General features: G+C 62.1%; 18 protein-coding genes. 8 read left to right on the forward strand and 10 right to left on the reverse strand.

Annotated features, from left to right (window positions below; all coding sequences use genetic code 11):
* Positions 1-12 precede the first annotated feature (12 nt).
* On the forward strand, positions 13-1,821 hold the full coding sequence (locus tag CN673_RS08290) for a hybrid sensor histidine kinase/response regulator (RefSeq protein WP_099865789.1): 1,809 nt from the start codon (positions 13-15) through the stop codon (positions 1,819-1,821).
* Positions 1,822-1,915: 94 nt separating this feature from the next.
* Entirely contained in the window at positions 1,916-2,806 is an 891-nt protein-coding gene (olsB, locus tag CN673_RS08295; RefSeq protein WP_099865790.1) for a l-ornithine N(alpha)-acyltransferase, read from the forward strand.
* On the opposite strand, the gene CN673_RS08300 is transcribed toward olsB, so the two are convergent.
* The gene (locus CN673_RS08300; protein WP_099865791.1) at positions 2,803-3,300 is read right to left on the reverse strand and encodes a DUF2244 domain-containing protein; all 498 of its coding nucleotides are present in this window, start codon (positions 3,298-3,300) and stop codon (positions 2,803-2,805) included. The two genes, olsB and CN673_RS08300, sit on opposite strands and share 4 nt — an antisense overlap.
* 22 nt (positions 3,301-3,322) lie before the next feature.
* On the opposite strand from CN673_RS08300, the gene nth reads away from it, so the two are divergent.
* Positions 3,323-4,078, forward strand: coding sequence for an endonuclease III (nth, locus tag CN673_RS08305; protein ID WP_099865792.1), 756 nt, complete (start codon positions 3,323-3,325; stop codon positions 4,076-4,078).
* Between the two features lie 6 nt (positions 4,079-4,084).
* On the opposite strand, the gene CN673_RS08310 is transcribed toward nth, so the two are convergent.
* Positions 4,085-4,819 carry a sulfate transporter family protein gene (locus tag CN673_RS08310; RefSeq protein ID WP_099866108.1) on the reverse strand — a complete coding sequence of 245 codons (735 nt, stop codon included), beginning with the start codon at positions 4,817-4,819 and terminating at the stop codon, positions 4,085-4,087.
* A gap of 140 nt (positions 4,820-4,959) precedes the next feature.
* On the opposite strand from CN673_RS08310, the gene arsC reads away from it, so the two are divergent.
* Positions 4,960-5,385, forward strand: coding sequence for an arsenate reductase (glutaredoxin) (gene arsC, locus CN673_RS08315; protein ID WP_099865793.1), 426 nt, complete (start codon positions 4,960-4,962; stop codon positions 5,383-5,385).
* The gene (gene arsH / locus CN673_RS08320) at positions 5,382-6,107 is read left to right on the forward strand and encodes an arsenical resistance protein ArsH (protein WP_099865794.1); all 726 of its coding nucleotides are present in this window, start codon (positions 5,382-5,384) and stop codon (positions 6,105-6,107) included. The genes arsC and arsH overlap by 4 nt, the downstream gene beginning before the upstream one ends.
* Before the next feature lie 8 nt (positions 6,108-6,115).
* Here arsH and CN673_RS08325 read toward each other — a convergent pair whose 3' ends face one another.
* The 4 genes from CN673_RS08325 to dapD are packed head-to-tail and all read right to left on the reverse strand — an operon-like array spanning position 6,116 to position 9,226.
* A complete protein-coding gene (locus tag CN673_RS08325) occupies positions 6,116-6,724 on the reverse strand; it encodes a hypothetical protein (RefSeq protein WP_099865795.1) in 609 nt (202 codons plus the stop codon).
* Positions 6,721-7,917, reverse strand: a complete 1,197-nt coding sequence (dapE, locus tag CN673_RS08330; RefSeq protein WP_099865796.1) for a succinyl-diaminopimelate desuccinylase — start codon at positions 7,915-7,917, stop codon at positions 6,721-6,723. The genes CN673_RS08325 and dapE overlap by 4 nt, the downstream gene beginning before the upstream one ends.
* Before the next feature lie 43 nt (positions 7,918-7,960).
* On the reverse strand, positions 7,961-8,371 hold the full coding sequence (locus tag CN673_RS08335; protein ID WP_099865797.1) for a DUF805 domain-containing protein: 411 nt from the start codon (positions 8,369-8,371) through the stop codon (positions 7,961-7,963).
* A gap of 3 nt (positions 8,372-8,374) precedes the next feature.
* Positions 8,375-9,226, reverse strand: a complete 852-nt coding sequence (dapD, locus tag CN673_RS08340) for a 2,3,4,5-tetrahydropyridine-2,6-dicarboxylate N-succinyltransferase (protein WP_099865798.1) — start codon at positions 9,224-9,226, stop codon at positions 8,375-8,377.
* 115 nt (positions 9,227-9,341) lie between these two features.
* Between dapD and CN673_RS08345 the strand changes: the two genes are divergently transcribed.
* Positions 9,342-10,196 carry an LOG family protein gene (locus CN673_RS08345; RefSeq protein WP_099865799.1) on the forward strand — a complete coding sequence of 285 codons (855 nt, stop codon included), beginning with the start codon at positions 9,342-9,344 and terminating at the stop codon, positions 10,194-10,196.
* A gap of 19 nt (positions 10,197-10,215) precedes the next feature.
* Here CN673_RS08345 and CN673_RS08350 read toward each other — a convergent pair whose 3' ends face one another.
* Positions 10,216-10,941: a pyrimidine 5'-nucleotidase gene (locus CN673_RS08350; RefSeq protein WP_099865800.1), complete on the reverse strand. Its 726-nt coding sequence runs from the start codon at positions 10,939-10,941 to the stop codon at positions 10,216-10,218.
* Positions 10,942-11,050: 109 nt separating this feature from the next.
* Between CN673_RS08350 and CN673_RS08355 the strand changes: the two genes are divergently transcribed.
* Positions 11,051-11,956: an EamA family transporter gene (locus tag CN673_RS08355; RefSeq protein WP_099865801.1), complete on the forward strand. Its 906-nt coding sequence runs from the start codon at positions 11,051-11,053 to the stop codon at positions 11,954-11,956.
* 2 nt (positions 11,957-11,958) lie between these two features.
* On the opposite strand, the gene CN673_RS08360 is transcribed toward CN673_RS08355, so the two are convergent.
* Entirely contained in the window at positions 11,959-12,681 is a 723-nt protein-coding gene (locus CN673_RS08360; RefSeq protein ID WP_157928834.1) for a DUF1194 domain-containing protein, read from the reverse strand.
* Positions 12,682-12,892: 211 nt separating this feature from the next.
* On the opposite strand from CN673_RS08360, the gene CN673_RS21440 reads away from it, so the two are divergent.
* Complete coding sequence (locus CN673_RS21440) at positions 12,893-13,492, forward strand: winged helix-turn-helix domain-containing protein (protein ID WP_198585949.1); 600 nt, start codon at positions 12,893-12,895, stop codon at positions 13,490-13,492.
* Here the strand turns inward: CN673_RS21440 and CN673_RS08370 are convergent.
* Both CN673_RS08370 and CN673_RS08375 read right to left on the reverse strand, forming a co-directional pair.
* A complete protein-coding gene (locus CN673_RS08370; protein WP_099865803.1) occupies positions 13,479-14,483 on the reverse strand; it encodes a cytochrome d ubiquinol oxidase subunit II in 1,005 nt (334 codons plus the stop codon). The two genes, CN673_RS21440 and CN673_RS08370, sit on opposite strands and share 14 nt — an antisense overlap.
* An 8-nt stretch (positions 14,484-14,491) precedes the next feature.
* Entirely contained in the window at positions 14,492-15,886 is a 1,395-nt protein-coding gene (locus tag CN673_RS08375; protein WP_099865804.1) for a cytochrome ubiquinol oxidase subunit I, read from the reverse strand.
* Positions 15,887-15,916: the final 30 nt, after the last annotated feature.

Consider the following 15,916-nt stretch of genomic DNA (forward strand, 5'->3'; position numbering starts at 1 on the left):
TAGCCTCACGGCATGGCCTATGTCGACGACGCCCAACCCGACCGCAAGCATGGCGACGCCCCGCGCTCGCAAAGCGCGATCGAGCGGGTGCGCGCGGCACCGACCGCGGCGCCGGTGCTGATCGGCATCTCGTTGTTCCTGGCGATAGCGGCGTGGGGTGCACGGCTCGCGCCGGACCTGCTCGCCATCCTTCTCGGCGGTTGCGCCATCGTTGCGGTTATTGCCGCATTCGCCGCGCCCCGTCATTCGCGATCCCCCGCGCCCGGGCTTGATTACGCCGACGAACTGATCGAAGCGCGTCACCGGGCAGAGGAAGCCAATCGGGCCAAGTCTCGATTTCTTGCGATGGTGAGCCACGAGGTCCGCACTCCGCTCAACGGCATCCTTGGAATGACCCACCTTCTCGAGCGCACGACGCTTTCGGCGGAGCAGGAGAGCTATGTCGCGGCGGTGCGTCGGTCCGGCGATACTCTTTTCGATCTCGTCTCCGACCTGCTCGATTTTTCGGCCATCGAAGCGGGTCGCTTCCAGTTGAATCCGGAGCGCGGCGATCTGCATCGGCTCATCGAAGAGGCGACCGAACTGATGTCGGCACGCGCCCACGAAAAAGGCCTCGACATCGCTGCCTGCATCATGCCCGACACACCCCAATGCGCCGTCATCGACCATGACAGGGTGCGGCAGGTGCTATTCAACCTCATCGGCAACGCGGTGAAGTTCACCGAAGCCGGCGGAATCGGCGTCGAAACGGGATATGCCCGCGGCGTCCTATCGATCCATGTCAGCGATACCGGTCCGGGATTGGCGCCGCGTGACCGCATGCGCATATTCGAGGAATTCGAGCAGGCAGGAAACGGCCGCCAGGGACGTTCGGGCGTCGGCCTCGGGCTTTCCATCTCCGCGCGCATCGTGGCGGCCATGGGCGGTTCGATCGACGTTGAAAGCGCGGAAGGCATCGGTAGCCGCTTCACCGTAAGCCTTCCGCTCGACAGACCGGAGCCCGTGCGGCCGGTTGACGGGGGCGGCAAGCATCGGGTGCTCATCCTCATGCAGCGACGACAAACGGCCGACGCCATCGCTAAACGACTGCTGGCGGACGGAGCGGCTGTCGAGATCGTCGATGCTATCGATCAGCCAGGAGAGATGCGCGACCCCACCCACATCATCATTGACGATGAAAGTGCCGGGGACCATGGCTCCGCCCTTCCCGGCTTGCCAGCGCGCGCCGCTGGCGGCCCTTGCCGTTTGCTGGCCGTGACGCCCGCCAGGCGTGAGCGGCTGAAGAGCCTCGCCGAGGACGGCTTCGACGGCTGGCTGGTCTTGCCGATCCGGCAGGCGTCGTTGCGGGCCGTGATCGAGGGACGGTTTGCCGGACCCCAGCCGCATCCTGACGCCAGCCGCCTCCATCAGGCTGAAAGGTCCGGCGGCAAGCTTGAGATCGTTGTGGCGGAGGACAATCCGGTGAACGCGCTGATCGTATGCAACGTTTTGCGCCAGGCCGGACACGTTGTCACGCTTGTCGAAGACGGGCAGGCGCTCATCGAGACCCTGTTCGATCCACAGACTCATGCCTGCCGCTTCGACCTGGTCATCACAGATGTCGCCATGCCGCGCCTCGACGGCCTTGCGGCGCTGAAGCACATTCGCGCGCATCAGGCGGCGTTCGACCTTCCACGCATTCCTGTGGCGCTGCTGACCGCCGATGGACGCACCGTGCACAGCCAGACAGGCGCAGCTTCCGACGCCGACCTCTATCTGGAAAAGCCCATCGACCCGGTCCGCCTGACACAGGCGATCGAACATCTCGCCGCCCGCCGTTAGGACTCTGGCCGCGACGATTGCGTCAAGGGTTGTCACCATGCTGTCGCACAGCCATGATTTAAGGCGCCCAGACATTCGATACGGAAGATTCGCCATGACGATCGACCTTCGCCAAGGCTCGAGCGACCACCTTGGTTCCGCCGCCCTGGCCATTGGAACGACTGCCCCGCAAGATATCGCCGACCCGCGGATCCTCGGCCGCATGGGCGGGCTGACGACCCGTCTGGCGCAGAGCCGGCGGGAAATTTGTGCGGCACAGGCTATACGCTACCGCGTCTTTGCTGATGAGATGGGCGCGCACATGTCGCCTGCCTCCGCGCGCGCGCGGCGGGACATGGACGGGTTCGATACCTATTGCGACCATCTGCTCGTCATCGACCCCGCGATCGACGGTGATTGCGAGGATCAGATCGTCGGAACGTACCGCCTCTTGCGCCAGTCCGTCGCCAAGGAGCATCACGGTTTCTACTCCGCGTCGGAGTTTGCCGTCGACGACATGCTCGCGCGCCATCCGCAAAAACGCTTTCTCGAACTTGGCCGGTCCTGCGTCCTGCCCGCCTACCGCACGCGCCGGACCGTCGAACTGCTGTGGCAGGGCATCTGGGCCTACTGCCAGCGGCATGGTATCGATGCGATGTTCGGCTGCGCATCCTTTCCGGGCACGAGGCCGGAAGCCCATGCACTGGCGCTTTCGTTCCTCCACCATCATGCCCCGACGAAGGGGGCGTGGTCGGTCAGCGCCCTGCCGGAGCTTTTCCGCAAGATGGACCTGATGCCGAGTGAGGCGGTGCGGCCGCGTGAGGCGCTGTCGGCAATGCCACCGCTGATCAAGGGCTATTTGCGGCTTGGAGCGACATTCGGTGAAGGTGCCGTCATCGACCGCGCCTTCGGCACGACCGATGTCGTGGTCGTCCTGCCGCGCAGCGCAATCAATCCACGCTACGTCAACTACTACGGTGCCGACGCCACACGCTTCGCGCTCTAACGCCCCCTGACCTTTGCCAGCGCGCCGGCGAACGCGCGGGCAAAACTCTCTCTGTCATCGGGATTGAGGAAGGAGCCGACATCCGTCGCGCGGCCCTCGCCCTTTACCTGCATGCGGGTGATGCCGATCTCGTCGTGGCGCGCGACGGCAAAGCGGGCCCAGAACGGGTTGAATCGATGCTCCGCCATCCGCCCGGATGGCGCGATCTTGCGGATCGACAGGTTGGTGCGGGATACACTGACATGCTCGCGAGCGCGCCCGGACCGATAATTGAGCCAGAACGCGCCATAGAGCAAAAGGATGTCGAGGCCGAAAAAGGCGAAGATCGGCCAGGCACCCGCTGCCAGAAAGACGGCGCCATGCGCAAGGCACAATGCGGCGGTGATGCTCATCAGGATCGCAAAGCCACCACGCCCCAGCGAGCGATGGGGTGTCAGAAGTGCCTCGAAAACCGGTGTATCGGCCATTGCGGCCGCCTGATTGCCTTCTGTCATGACCACTGATTATAGAGGGCCGATGCAAAAGCCCAAGTCAAAAACCGTTACTTCCTCGCCCCAAGCCGCCACTTCCGTCCGTCGCAGGACGCGCCGCAGCCGTTACAACAGTGACGAGATCCACGAGATTTTCCGTCGGTTCAAGCTGCAACGCCCCGAACCGAAAGGTGAGTTGGAGCACGTCAATCCATTCACGCTTGTCGTCGCGGTCGCACTTTCCGCCCAGGCAACGGATATCGGCGTCAACAAGGCCACGCGCCAGCTCTTTGCCATTGCCGACACGCCGCAGAAAATGCTGGCGCTCGGAGAAGACGCTGTGCGCGAGCACATCAAGACGATCGGTCTTTATCGCAACAAGGCCAAAAACGTGATCGCGCTCAGTCGGAAACTGGTCGACGATTTCGGCGGCGAGGTGCCGCAGACCCGTGAGGCTCTGGTGACGCTGCCCGGCGTCGGGCGCAAGACGGCTAATGTCGTGCTCTCCATGGCATTCGGGCAGGCCACGATCGCCGTCGATACGCATATCTTCCGCATTGGCAATCGGATTGGTCTTGCGCCCGGCAAAACTCCGGACGAGGTCGAGGCGACGCTCTTGAAGATCATTCCGGCTGAATACCTCTACCACGCCCACCATTGGCTCATCCTGCACGGCCGCTATGTCTGCAAAGCGCGCAAACCTGAGTGCGAACGCTGCATCATCGCCGATATCTGCAAGGCCAAGGAGAAGACCTGCGCCGTTCCTGCTCCGATCGTCGAACTGGATCAGTTGCCGGCGTGAAGCGCTTCAGGTCGTCGCCGGACCCGGCTGGAGCGAGATTTCCGGATCTTTCTGCGCGATCATCTGATGCAGATGCACCATCAGCCCGGCTGCAAAAAGCGGGGTCAGGATGTTGAGCAGCGGAATGGCCAGGAACCCCGCTACCAGCAGGCCGGCCATAAAGACCGTTGTGCCGTACCGCGAGCGCAGTTGCCTGGCTTCTTCGGGGGAGTGGTAGCGCATGGCAGCGAACTCGAAGAATTCGCGGCTCAGCAGATAGGCGTTGACGGTGAAGAATGCCACCAGGTTTACCACGGGTACCCACAGCAGCGAGAAGGCAAGCAGGTTTCCAAGGATCACGACGCCGAGAAACTTGATGGTATGGGGTAACGAGTCCCTGAGACTCAGCGCCCTGCCCGTTGGGCCACCCGGATAGTGATCGCGCTCGATGGCCTCGGCGACGTCGTCGAGAAAGAAACCGGCGATCAGCACCGAGATCGGTGCGATGAGAAAAGCCAGCCCGAAGGCAAGCGCGATCGAGGCAAGAATGGCAAAAAGAAAGCCGGCGACACCAGCCCATTCCGGCATCTCGGGGAAAAAGCCTGCAAGCCACGGAAGAGTGAACTCGCTGAATGTCCCGGTAATGAGGAACCAGAGACCGATGAGCATCAGCAGCGTCAGCCCGATCACCTTCCAGAAGGCGGATCGCGTTTCCGGGGCAAACAGATTGGCGACGGCCAGTCGCGCGGCCTTGACGATCATGGGCATGCTCCGCCTTCTCTTCCCGCCCGATGTAGGCAACGCCAGCACCCCCTACAAGCGCACGCCACCTATTGCTTCATCGGTGCGCTTGATATATCCAAAAATCTGGATTTATCGCTTTATAGAATTGGGCTTCAGCCATGACGATCACGATCTTCCACAATCCGCGATGCGGCACGTCGCGCAACACTCTTGCCATGATCCGTGCGTCAGGCGAGGAGCCACACATCGTCGAGTACCTGGCGACACCTCCCTCGCGGGAACGTCTCATGGACCTGATCGCCGCCATGGATATGTCGCCGCGCGATCTTCTGCGGCAGAAAGGCACGCCTTATGACGAGCTCAATCTTGATGATCTGCGGTTGACCGATGCCGAGATCATAGATGCGATGATGGATCATCCCATTCTGATCAATCGTCCGATCGTTGAAACACCGCTTGGCACGCGCCTTTGCCGCCCTTCCGAGGTGGTGCTCGACATCCTTCCCAACCCCGATATCGGGGCATTCCGGAAGGAAGACGGAACTGCGGTCGCTCCGCGTCAGCGTGAGCGCGGCAACTCGTGAACCGACCTCTCGACCCCAAGACACCGCACCTCGACGAGCAGGCCTTCCACCCGATCGACAGCGCGGCGCTGTTCGATCCCGCGCAACCGACCCATCCCATCCGGGTCCTGATGCTCTATGGCTCGTTGCGCCAGCGTTCCTATTCTCGCCTTCTGGCGGAAGAGGCCGCCCGCATCCTCATGGGCTACGGTGCCGAGGTCCGATTTTTCGATCCGAGCGGATTGCCGCTGCCCGATGAAAGCGCGGCTGATCATCCAAAGGTCGCCGAACTGCGCGACCTGTCGCTGTGGTCCGAGGCCCAGGTCTGGTGCTCGCCCGAGCGTCACGGCGCGATGACCGGTGTGATGAAATCGCAGATCGATTGGCTGCCGCTCTCGCTCGGTGGTGTGCGGCCAACGCAGGGGAGGACGCTGGCGCTCATGCAGGTTTCGGGTGGGTCGCAGAGCTTCAACACGCTCAACCAGTTGCGCGTTCTCGGTCGCTGGATGCGCATGGTGACCATTCCGAACCAGTCTTCCGTGCCGAAGGCCTTTGCCGAGTTCGAGGAAAACGGCCGGATGAAACCGTCGCCCTACTACAATCGCGTGGTCGACGTGATGGAGGAACTCATGAAGTTCACCTGGCTGCTGCGCGGCCGGACGGACTATCTGACCGATCGCTATTCCGAGCGGGTGGAGACCGCGAAGGCCCTGTCGGAGCGCGTCAATCAACGATCGATCTGAGGCGATCGTCAGGAAGGTATGGGCTCGAAGCTCAGTCCGAAGGCTGCCTGCAACATCCCCGTCATCGCAAAAGAGAGGACGACGAGACCGACGGTGATAGCCAAGGCGACAGGCACGTCGTTATCGAATGCCAGACGGGTCACCCTGAAGAAGACCGCGATGACGAGAACGAAGAAGACCAGCGACATGATCACCGCGATCGTCTCCAGCGACGGCGCGATCATCATCAACGCGACTGGCACGGCCATGACGTAGGCGACCGGCAGGCTCAGCCAGTTGGTTGCGATCACCCAGCGTGCAAAATTGGCAGACAGGCCGAGCGGCGCAGCGACGAAGGCAACAATCAGGATCGGCGCCAGCCAGTTGACGATGTCGATCAGCGCCAGGCGCACGTAGAAGCCGAGACCCGTCAGCGCCGCGTCACCAGCCGCCGCGGCATACGCCCCACGATAATGCATCCAGGAGACGGCAAAGGCCGGCAAGGCATATGGAATTGCCGCGAAGGAGGTCCAGAAGCCGTCAGCCGTCAGGTCGAGCCGATGAAAGCCCTTTGCGTCGTTGCGCGTCAGCCGTTCGACGCCGGACAGATAACGGCCGATGTCGGAGCTCGTCGTCATCCGCCGAACCAGCGATCGAGAAAGTCCGAGTATATCGTGGTCAGCGTTTCCAGGTCCGCCAATGCCACGCGCTCATCGACCATGTGCATGGTCTTGCCTACAAGGCCAAACTCCACGACGGGGCAATAGTCCTTGATGAACCTTGCATCGGAGGTCCCCCCAGTCGTCGACAGGGCAGCCTTGCTGCCAGTCACCGCCGTCACAGCATCCTGCATCGTTGCGATCAAATTTTCGTCGCGCGTCAGGAAAACGTGGCTGGGCCGCTCGCGCCACTGAACCTCAAAGTCAACCGGCGAAGCACTGCTGCCGGCGCGCAAATCTTCAGCTGCACGGTCGAGCCGGTTGTGAATCTCGGTCTGCAACGTCTCTGCCTCCCATACATCGTTAAAACGCACGTTGAAGGCAGCCGTTGCACGAGCGGGAATCACATTCGTCGCCGCATTGCCGACGTCGATCGAGGTCACTTCGAGATTGGTCGGCGGAAAATTGTCGGTGCCTTCGTCGAACGCCGGGGCCAGCAGGGCCTGACACAGTGAAAGGATGGAATGCACCGGGTTGTCCGCCAGATGCGGATAGGCGACATGGCCCTGAACGCCGTTGACGACCAGTGTTGCGGAAAGCGACCCGCGCCTGCCGATCTTGATCATGTCGCCGAGGGCTGCGGGATTGGTCGGCTCGCCGACGACGCAGCCGTCCCAGCGCTCGCCCTTCCCTGCCGCCCACTCCAAAAGCTTGGCGGTGCCGTTGATCGAAGGCCCCTCTTCATCGCCGGTGATCAGGAAAGAAATCGATCCCGACGGCGCGCCGTGGCGAGCGACATTACGGGCGCACGCGGCGACGAAACAGGCGATGCCGCCCTTCATGTCTACAGCGCCCCGGCCGACCATCTCGCCATTGACGATGGCCGCGTCGAAGGGTCCATGCGTCCAGGATCGGGCATCGCCCACGGGCACCACATCGGTATGGCCGGCGAACATGATGTGTGGTGAAGCCGTGCCGAGGCGGGCGTACAGATTTTCGACATCGGGCGTACCGGGTTCACGGAACGTCACGCGCTCGACCGCAAAGCCGAGCGGCTCCAGCATAGCCTCGAGAGTGGCGAGCGCGCCGCCTTCATCGGGTGTGACGGAAGGGCATCGGATCAACGCGGCAAGCGCTTCAACGGGGTTTGTCGTATCGAGGCGTTCGGTCATCACTTCTTACCAGCCAGATTAAAAATCGTATCGAAGCGGCGTTTCACGCGTGCGGGGCGTCGCGCTTGGTGCCGAAGCTGTTCGGGCCTTGTGTTCCGGGCCATACGGCGAGTGCCACGAGGACCAGGATCGACAAGGCAGGGACGAAGATCAGCACCGCCAGAGCGCCCGCCATGTCGACGTCGTGCAGGCGCTTGACCGACAGCATCGCCGAGGCCCAAACCGTGATCACCCCAGCGCCGAGCGCCACGATCGTCCATACCGCCAGTCCCGCACCGCCCTCGTCCTGCGCCAGCAGCACCGACAGCATGAAACCGTTCATCGCCGTCAGCAGCAGCCAGCCCAGAATGAACAATTTTCGGCCGATGCGTCCCGATGGCGAAAAGAGGAGCCAGCGCATGCCGGCATGGCGAACAGACCAGAAACCGCCACCGGGTGCCGGCCTGTTCGCCATCGCCTAGTCCCTGAGCAATTCGTTGATGGACACCTTGGCGCGCGTCTTTTCATCGACTTTCTTGACGATCACGGCGCAGTAGAGATGCGGGGCCGGCTGGCCGTTGCCCATCGGCTTGGTGCCGGGCATCGATCCTGCCACAACGACCGAATAAGGCGGTACCTCGCCATAGGTCACGTCTCCCGTCTCCCGGTCGACGATCTTCGTCGACTTCCCGATGAAGACGCCCATGCCGAGAACTGCACCTTCGCGCACGATGCAGCCTTCCACGACTTCCGAACGGGCTCCGATGAAACAGTTGTCCTCGATGATGACCGGCCCGGCCTGAAGCGGCTCGAGAACGCCGCCGATTCCGACTCCGCCTGAAAGATGCACGTTCTTGCCGATTTGCGCGCAGGATCCGACGGTGGCCCAGGTATCGACCATCGTGCCCTCATCGACATAGGCGCCGAGATTGACGAAGGACGGCATCAAGACGGCATTGCGGCCAATGAAGGCGGAGCGGCGCACCGTGCAGTTCGGCACGGCGCGGAACCCCGCTTTCTCGAAATCAAGCGTGCCCCAACCATCGAATTTGGACGCCACCTTGTCCCACCAGACGGCGTCTCCAGGTCCGCCATTGATGATCTCCATCGGATTGAGCCGGAAAGACAGGAGGACGGCCTTCTTGAGCCACTGGTTCACCGTCCAGTTGCCGTCTGCGCCCTTTTCGGCCACGCGTGCCTTGCCGCTGTCGAGCAGGTTCAACGCGGCCTCGACCGCTTCACGCACCTTGCCTTTGGTGGAAGCGGTCAATTCATCGCGCTTTTCGAACGCTTCATCGATGGTTTGGGAGAGGGCGACGGTGTCGATCATGGAAGTTCCTTAACGCTCCGACCATATAGTTTTGTGAGGATGCCCCTCTCCTAAGGACAAGCACGGATCGACACAAGCCGTGCCGCCTTCCCCGACAACGATACAGGCCATTGGTATGAGTGCGAAACGCAGAGACGATGTGTGGGACCCGCTGAAAACCTCGGGCGAGGACCGTCGACGTGCCGAGCGCTCACCTTCGACGCCGCAGACGGAGAACCCCGCCTACCGGCTCGCCTATGTCGACGAAGACTTCATGTGCCGCGAAGAACTCCGGCCGGTCCGGCTGCAACTTGAGCTGCTCAAGCCGGAAATGCTGCTTGACGAGTACGGGATCAAGTCCACGGTCGTCCTGTTCGGCGGTGCGCGTATTCCCGAGCCGGGCGGTGATGCATGGGCGGCGCGCAACGAAACCCAGCGCCAGAACCTGACGGCCGCATCGGTCTACTACGAAGAGGCCCGCCAGTTCGCGCGGCTTTGCGCGGAGCATTCAGCGGCGAGCGGGCACCGGGAATTCGTCATCACCACGGGCGGCGGACCGGGCGTGATGGAAGCGGGCAACCGGGGCGCGGCGGAGGCCGGGGCCCCCACCATCGGCCTCAACATCATCCTGCCGCATGAGCAGGCGCCGAACCGGTATGTAACGCCGGATCTTTCGTTCAACTTCCACTATTTCGCGATCCGCAAGATGCACTTCCTGCTGCGCGCCAAGGCGATTGTCGTCTTTCCCGGCGGGTTCGGAACGATGGACGAGATGTTCGAGGCGCTGACGCTGATCCAGACCGGCCGGATGGAGCGCGTTCCCTTCATCCTTTTCAGCCCGACCTTCTGGCAGGGCATCGTCAATTTCGAGGCGCTGGCCGATTTCGGGACGATTGCCCCAGCTGACCTCGATCTGATCAGTTTCGTGGAGACGGCCGAGGAGGCCTGGGCCGTCATCGCGGATCACTACAGCTTCGAGGAACCGGACTGAAAGCCGGGCCGACGCAAGCCTACTCGCCCGGCTCCAACTGCTTGAGGGCCGACTTGAGAAACGCGGCGAGATCATCGGTCACGTAGTCGATGTGATCGCCATCGTAGCCTTCGTGCTCCCAGACCTCGCCCAGCGGGCCTTCCAGGTTATTGGGGACAATCAGCACCGTCTTCATCCCGATCGCCTTCGGCACGGTCAGGTTGCGCGGCAGATCCTCGAACATCGCTGCCCGCGCGGCGTCCACGCGATGGAGCCCCATGAACTTGTCGTAGGTTTCGGCGGCGGGTTTGGGCATCAGATCGGCTGCGACGATGTCGAAAATGTCGTCGAAATGGTCGAGAATTCCGAGAGCCGTGGCCGTGCGCTCGGCATGCTTCGTATCTCCGTTGGTGAAGATGAACTTGCGGCCCGGCAGCGCGCGGATCGCTTCACCGAGATCCGGATCCGGCTTCACCCAGGAGTAATCGATGTCGTGGACGCGTTCGAGAAACGCATTCGGATCGATCTTGTGAAGGGTCATGAGACCTTTCAGCGTCGTCCCATGATCGCGGTAGTAGCGCTTTTGCAGCGCACGGGCGTCGTCCTCCGGCAACTGCAGGAGTTCGGCGACATAGGCCGTCATGCGCGCGTCGATCTGCGAAAACAGGTCGGTGTGGCGAGGATAGAGCGTGTTGTCGAGATCGAAGACCCAGTCGGTCACATGGGTAAAATCGTTCGACGCAGGCTTGTGCAGTTTGTCTGTCATTGCCCGGTTATCGCACGGGTATCGTAAATAAAAAGGGCGCGCGCACAAATTCGACCCGGTGTGGCCGCCCCGCTACCCGTCGCCCTCCGCCTATGCTAACGGCCATGCCATGGAATTGTGGATACCGATCACTCTCGCGGCGGCCTTCGTGCAGAATGTGCGCTCGGCGATGCAGAAGCATCTGAAGAACGTGATGGGCACGACCGGCGCGACCTTCGTCCGTTTCGGCTTCGGGCTGCCGTTTGCGCTTCTGTTTCTCGCTATCCTCAACCTCGGCCTCGGCTACAGGGTTCCGGCGGTCAACGCCTCGTTTATCGTCTGGGCCGTGGTCGCCGGCATCGCTCAGATCGCGGCAACCGCCCTGCTGGTCCATCTCTTTTCCTTTCGCAATTTTGCGGTTGGAACCGCCTATTCGCGCACCGAGCCGGCCCAGGCCGCACTGTTCGGTCTCGTGTTTCTCGGCGAGCGCGTCAGCGTCGGCACGATCATCGCCATCGTGATCGCCGTCTTCGGCGTCATGCTGATCTCGATCGCCAGGACAGCCTTTTCGCTGAAGAACCTCGTCACGTCGCTGGGCAGTCGCACCGCCATCATCGGGTTGGCATCGGGCACGTGCTTCGGCATCGCCGCCGTTGCCGTCAGGGCCGCGTCGCTTTCACTTGATGGTCCCAACCCATTGATGCAGGCGTCCACCACCCTCGTCGTCACGATCGCATTCCAGACGGTGGTCATGTCGTTTTGGATGGCGATGCGCGAACCGGACGAATTCGGACGCATCAGGCGCGCCTGGAAACCGGCGGTGCTGGTGGGGCTCGCCGGTGCGACGGCATCCTTCGGCTGGTTCACGGCGATGACGCTGCAGCAAGCCGCCTATGTGAAGGTTCTCGCCCAGGTGGAAATGCTCTTCACCTTCGCCTCGTCCGTCTTCGTCTTCAAGGAGACCATCACCCGTCTTGAAATCGCGGGCTGCGCCTTGATCGTGCTCGGCGTTGTCGCTCTGGTTCTGTTTGCCTGAATTCAGCGGGACGCCAACTGGCGCGGGTCCTGAATCTCGCGCAGGATTTTACGCCGGATGGACTGCGAATAGTTCTCCAGCGCCGTTACCGGTTCGACGAAAGCACCCGTGCCGCCGATGATCTCGGTATCGAAATAGTCGATCAGCACTTCGGGCGATACCGGCTCGACGACCTCCACAAGCCCTTCCATCATATCCTTGTAGACGATCGCCAGCCCGTTGATCGTGATGCCGCGCGAAAGCGCGGCCGTGCGCGCGGCGTCAAGATCTGCACCGCGATTGTTGACGCCATCGCCGGACAGGTTGATGACGTTTCGGTCGGCAAAGAACGGCTTGGCATCCAGCAATCCGACGCCGTAAAGCAGGGCCGTACCGATCGCCGTCCCCCCATCCATCGTCCCAGGTATCCGTTGGCGCAGCCGGGCTGCGAAGTTCTCGGAGGATTGCGCGCCGTCGATGATGGTCCAAGGCATGATCAGACGCTGGCGGGTGTTGCCCGCCCATTCGAAATACGTCACCGCGATACGGCCGTGCGGCCCCTCGGCTATCGCGCCGATGACGGAGGAATCTTCGAACGCACCGGCAAATCCTTCGTGCTGAAGGATACGCTCCTCGCGGTCCATCGACGTGGAGACATCCACGGCGATGACCAGGGCCAGATCGACGGCTCGCACGTCATGTGCACGAACGGGGCTCCATGCGCTGGCCGCGAGCCAGCATGCCATCCAAGACCCGATGACCCACCGTCTCCTCATACGTCCCTCCGCCGCGCCCGCTCCCCCAGCGTGGACCGTTTTAGAGTCGCAGCCGATTGTTGTGCGAGTATTTGAGAGACGCGCGATTTAGCGTATGTTCACATCATCAGTTGGGGCCCGTTCAACAGTATCGACGCGTGTCGGTCGCTTTGCGGCCGTTCTGTCATTGCGGGACCTCACCATGGATATGCACCGTTTCGGATGCATCCATTTCGACCCATCCATGCGGCGCGCTCTGCGCGACGACGGTATGGAACTGGCGTTCACCCGACACGAGCGTGCGCTGCTGGTGAAGTTCACGTCTGCGCGTCACCGTCTATTGAGCCGCGGACAGCTTCTCGAAGCCTTGCCTTCGCATGATCTTGGCACCAGCGACAGGACGATCGACTTTCTGGTCAACCGCCTGCGGCGCAAGCTGGGCGACAATGCACGCGCGCCTCGTTTCATCGCGACCCAATACGGCGAAGGTTACGTCTGGATCGCCGATCCGCCGCGGCAGGCGGCGGCGCCCACGCCAATCCTCTCCACCCTCACGACGCTCGGATCGGAAGAAGCGCCGCTTCTGGAGTGGCTGCACGCGACCTTGAGCGAAGCGCCCACCGATGCGCCGATGCCTTGCGGCATCGATGACAGAAGGATTTTCGCGGCGCGCTTTCTTCTGGAGCTGCATCTCGATCAGCACACGCCCATCGCGCGCATGACAAAGGGCGGCGCGCGGGCGCTGCAGACCTCGGCGCAGGCCCCATCGCGCAAATGGTCGATCCGGATCAGTCGTATTTGAGTTCGGTCGCCTTGCCACCGAATATCCGGTAGGCGAGGATCGTGTAGCCGCCGATGGCCGGCAGAACGAATACGGTTCCGGCGAGGATGATCAACAGGCTCTCGGGTGCGCTCGACGCATCATAGATCGTAAGCCTGTCAGGAACGACATACGGGTAGAAGGAATAGGCAAGGCCGGCGAATCCGAGTGAGAAGATCACGCCCATGCCAAGAAACGGGACGAGTGCGAAGCGATCATCGGCGCGCGGAAGACGTGCGACCAGCAACCATAGTCCGACGAACACCGCGGCGGTGACGATCGGCAGCGGCATGAGATAGAAGATCTCCGGCATCGTGAACCATTTGTCGAATATGCGGCCGGATGCGAATGGCGTTGCCAGCGAGATCAGGACCATGCCGAGCGCCGTCAGCGCCAGGCAGGCACGCATCCAGGAAACGGCCTTTTCCTGCAACTTTCCCTCGGTCTTGTAGATCAGCCAAGCTGCGCCCACCGCGCCGTAGGATGCGGCGAGGCATAGCGCCACCAGCGCCGCGAACGCCATCGAGGCGATGGCGAGGTCGAGCCCCAGAACGTAGATGCCGAGCATGTAGCCCTGCGACAGCGCGGCCATCAGCGATCCGACGAAGAACAGGCGGTTCCATACCTTTTTCGATTTCGCACTGACCTTGGAGCGGAAATCGAACGCAATACCGCGCAGGATCAACCCAACCAACAACACGAAGACCGGCAGATAGAGCGCGGTGAGGATAATCCCGTGCGCGATCGGAAACGCGACCAGCAACAGACCGATGGAGAGCACCAGCCAGGTTTCGTTGGCGTCCCAGAATGGCCCGATGGCCGCGACCATGGTGTCCTTTTCGGCGTCGTCTGCGAACAGCGAAAGGATGCCGATTCCAAGATCGAAGCCGTCGAGAATGACGTAGATGAGGATCGACACGCCCATCAGACCGGCAAAGATGAGAGGAAGCAGAAAGTCGCCGTCCAGTTCCATGTCAGCCTCTATTCGCCCGCCGCCAGCGCGCCGCCGGCAGCCTTGCCCATCGTCATCGTGTCGTCGCGCGGATCGGAATCCTGCTCAAGATTGCTATGGTGCGCCCGCACCGCCAATTTGTAGAGCACCGTCAGGTAGGTCACGATCAACACCGCATAGAGCGCGAGATATGTCGCAAGCGTCAGTCCGACATGCGATCCGGGGACCGGTGCGACCGCGTCAGCGGTCTTGATGACCCCCGATACGAGCCAGGGCTGCCTCCCGATCTCGGTCGTGTACCAGCCGGCAAGCGTCGCCACCCAGCCGGAGAACGCCATGCCGGCGAGAATGAACGCCATAGGGCGGTTGATGTCATCCTTGCGCCAGAGCATCCAACCGGCGGCCCATGAAACCGCGAGCATCAGCATGCCGATGCCGACCATGACACGGAACGAGACGAAGAGCGGCAGCACGGGCGGATGTTCCGCCGTGCCGTCCTCTGCCACGAAATCGTTGAGGCCCGGTACGACGCCGTCAAGATGATGTTTCAGGATGAGGCTGGCGCCGCCGGGGACACCGATTTCGTAGTGGTTTTCCCGTGTTTCCTCGTCGGGTATCGCAAACAGGATCAGCGGCGCATGGCCTTGCGTCTCCCAGTTGGCCTCCATCGCGGCGACCTTCTGCGGCTGGTGCTCCAGCGTGTTCAACCCATGCATGTCGCCGGCGAATATCTGCAGAGGGATGAGCACGGCAGCCATGTAAACGCCGGTTCGCAAGGCCTTGTACATCTGCTCGGACCGGTCGCCATAGAGCCACCGGAGAGCCGAGAGGCCCGCGATGAGGAAGGCGACCGTCAGGCCGGAGGCCAGCAGCATGTGGACCAGCCGATACGGCATCGACGGATTGAAGACGATTGCGAGCCAATCGGTCGCATGCGCGACCCCGTCACGCATCTCGAAGCCTTGCGGCGTATGCATCCAGGAATTGAGCGCGATGATCCAGAAAGCCGACATGGTCGTGCCGAAGGCGACCAGGAAGGTCGCCAGCGAGTGGATGAAATTGGAAACGCGCGAGAAGCCGAACAGCATGATGCCGAGGAACACGGCTTCCAGGAAGAAGGCAGTCAGAACCTCATAGGCCAGGAGCGGACCGGCGATATTGCCGACCGTTTCCATGAAACCAGGCCAGTTGGTGCCGAACTGGAAGCTCATCGTGATGCCCGAGACGACGCCGAGCGCGAAGGAGAGGGCAAAGACCTTTACCCAGAAGAAATACGCCTTCATCCAGGCGTCGTCGCCGGTGCGGCTGTAACGCCACTTGAAGAACAGCAACACCCAGCCAAGCGCGATGGTTATGGTCGGGAACAGGATGTGGAACGAAATATTCGCCGCGAATTGAATGCGAGACAGGATGAGGGCGTCCATTTCGGTGCTCACTTTCTCTCCTCGATCGCA

The sequence above is a fragment of the Neopararhizobium haloflavum genome (genome assembly GCF_002750855.1).
Lineage (GTDB): Bacteria > Pseudomonadota > Alphaproteobacteria > Rhizobiales > Rhizobiaceae > Georhizobium > Georhizobium haloflavum.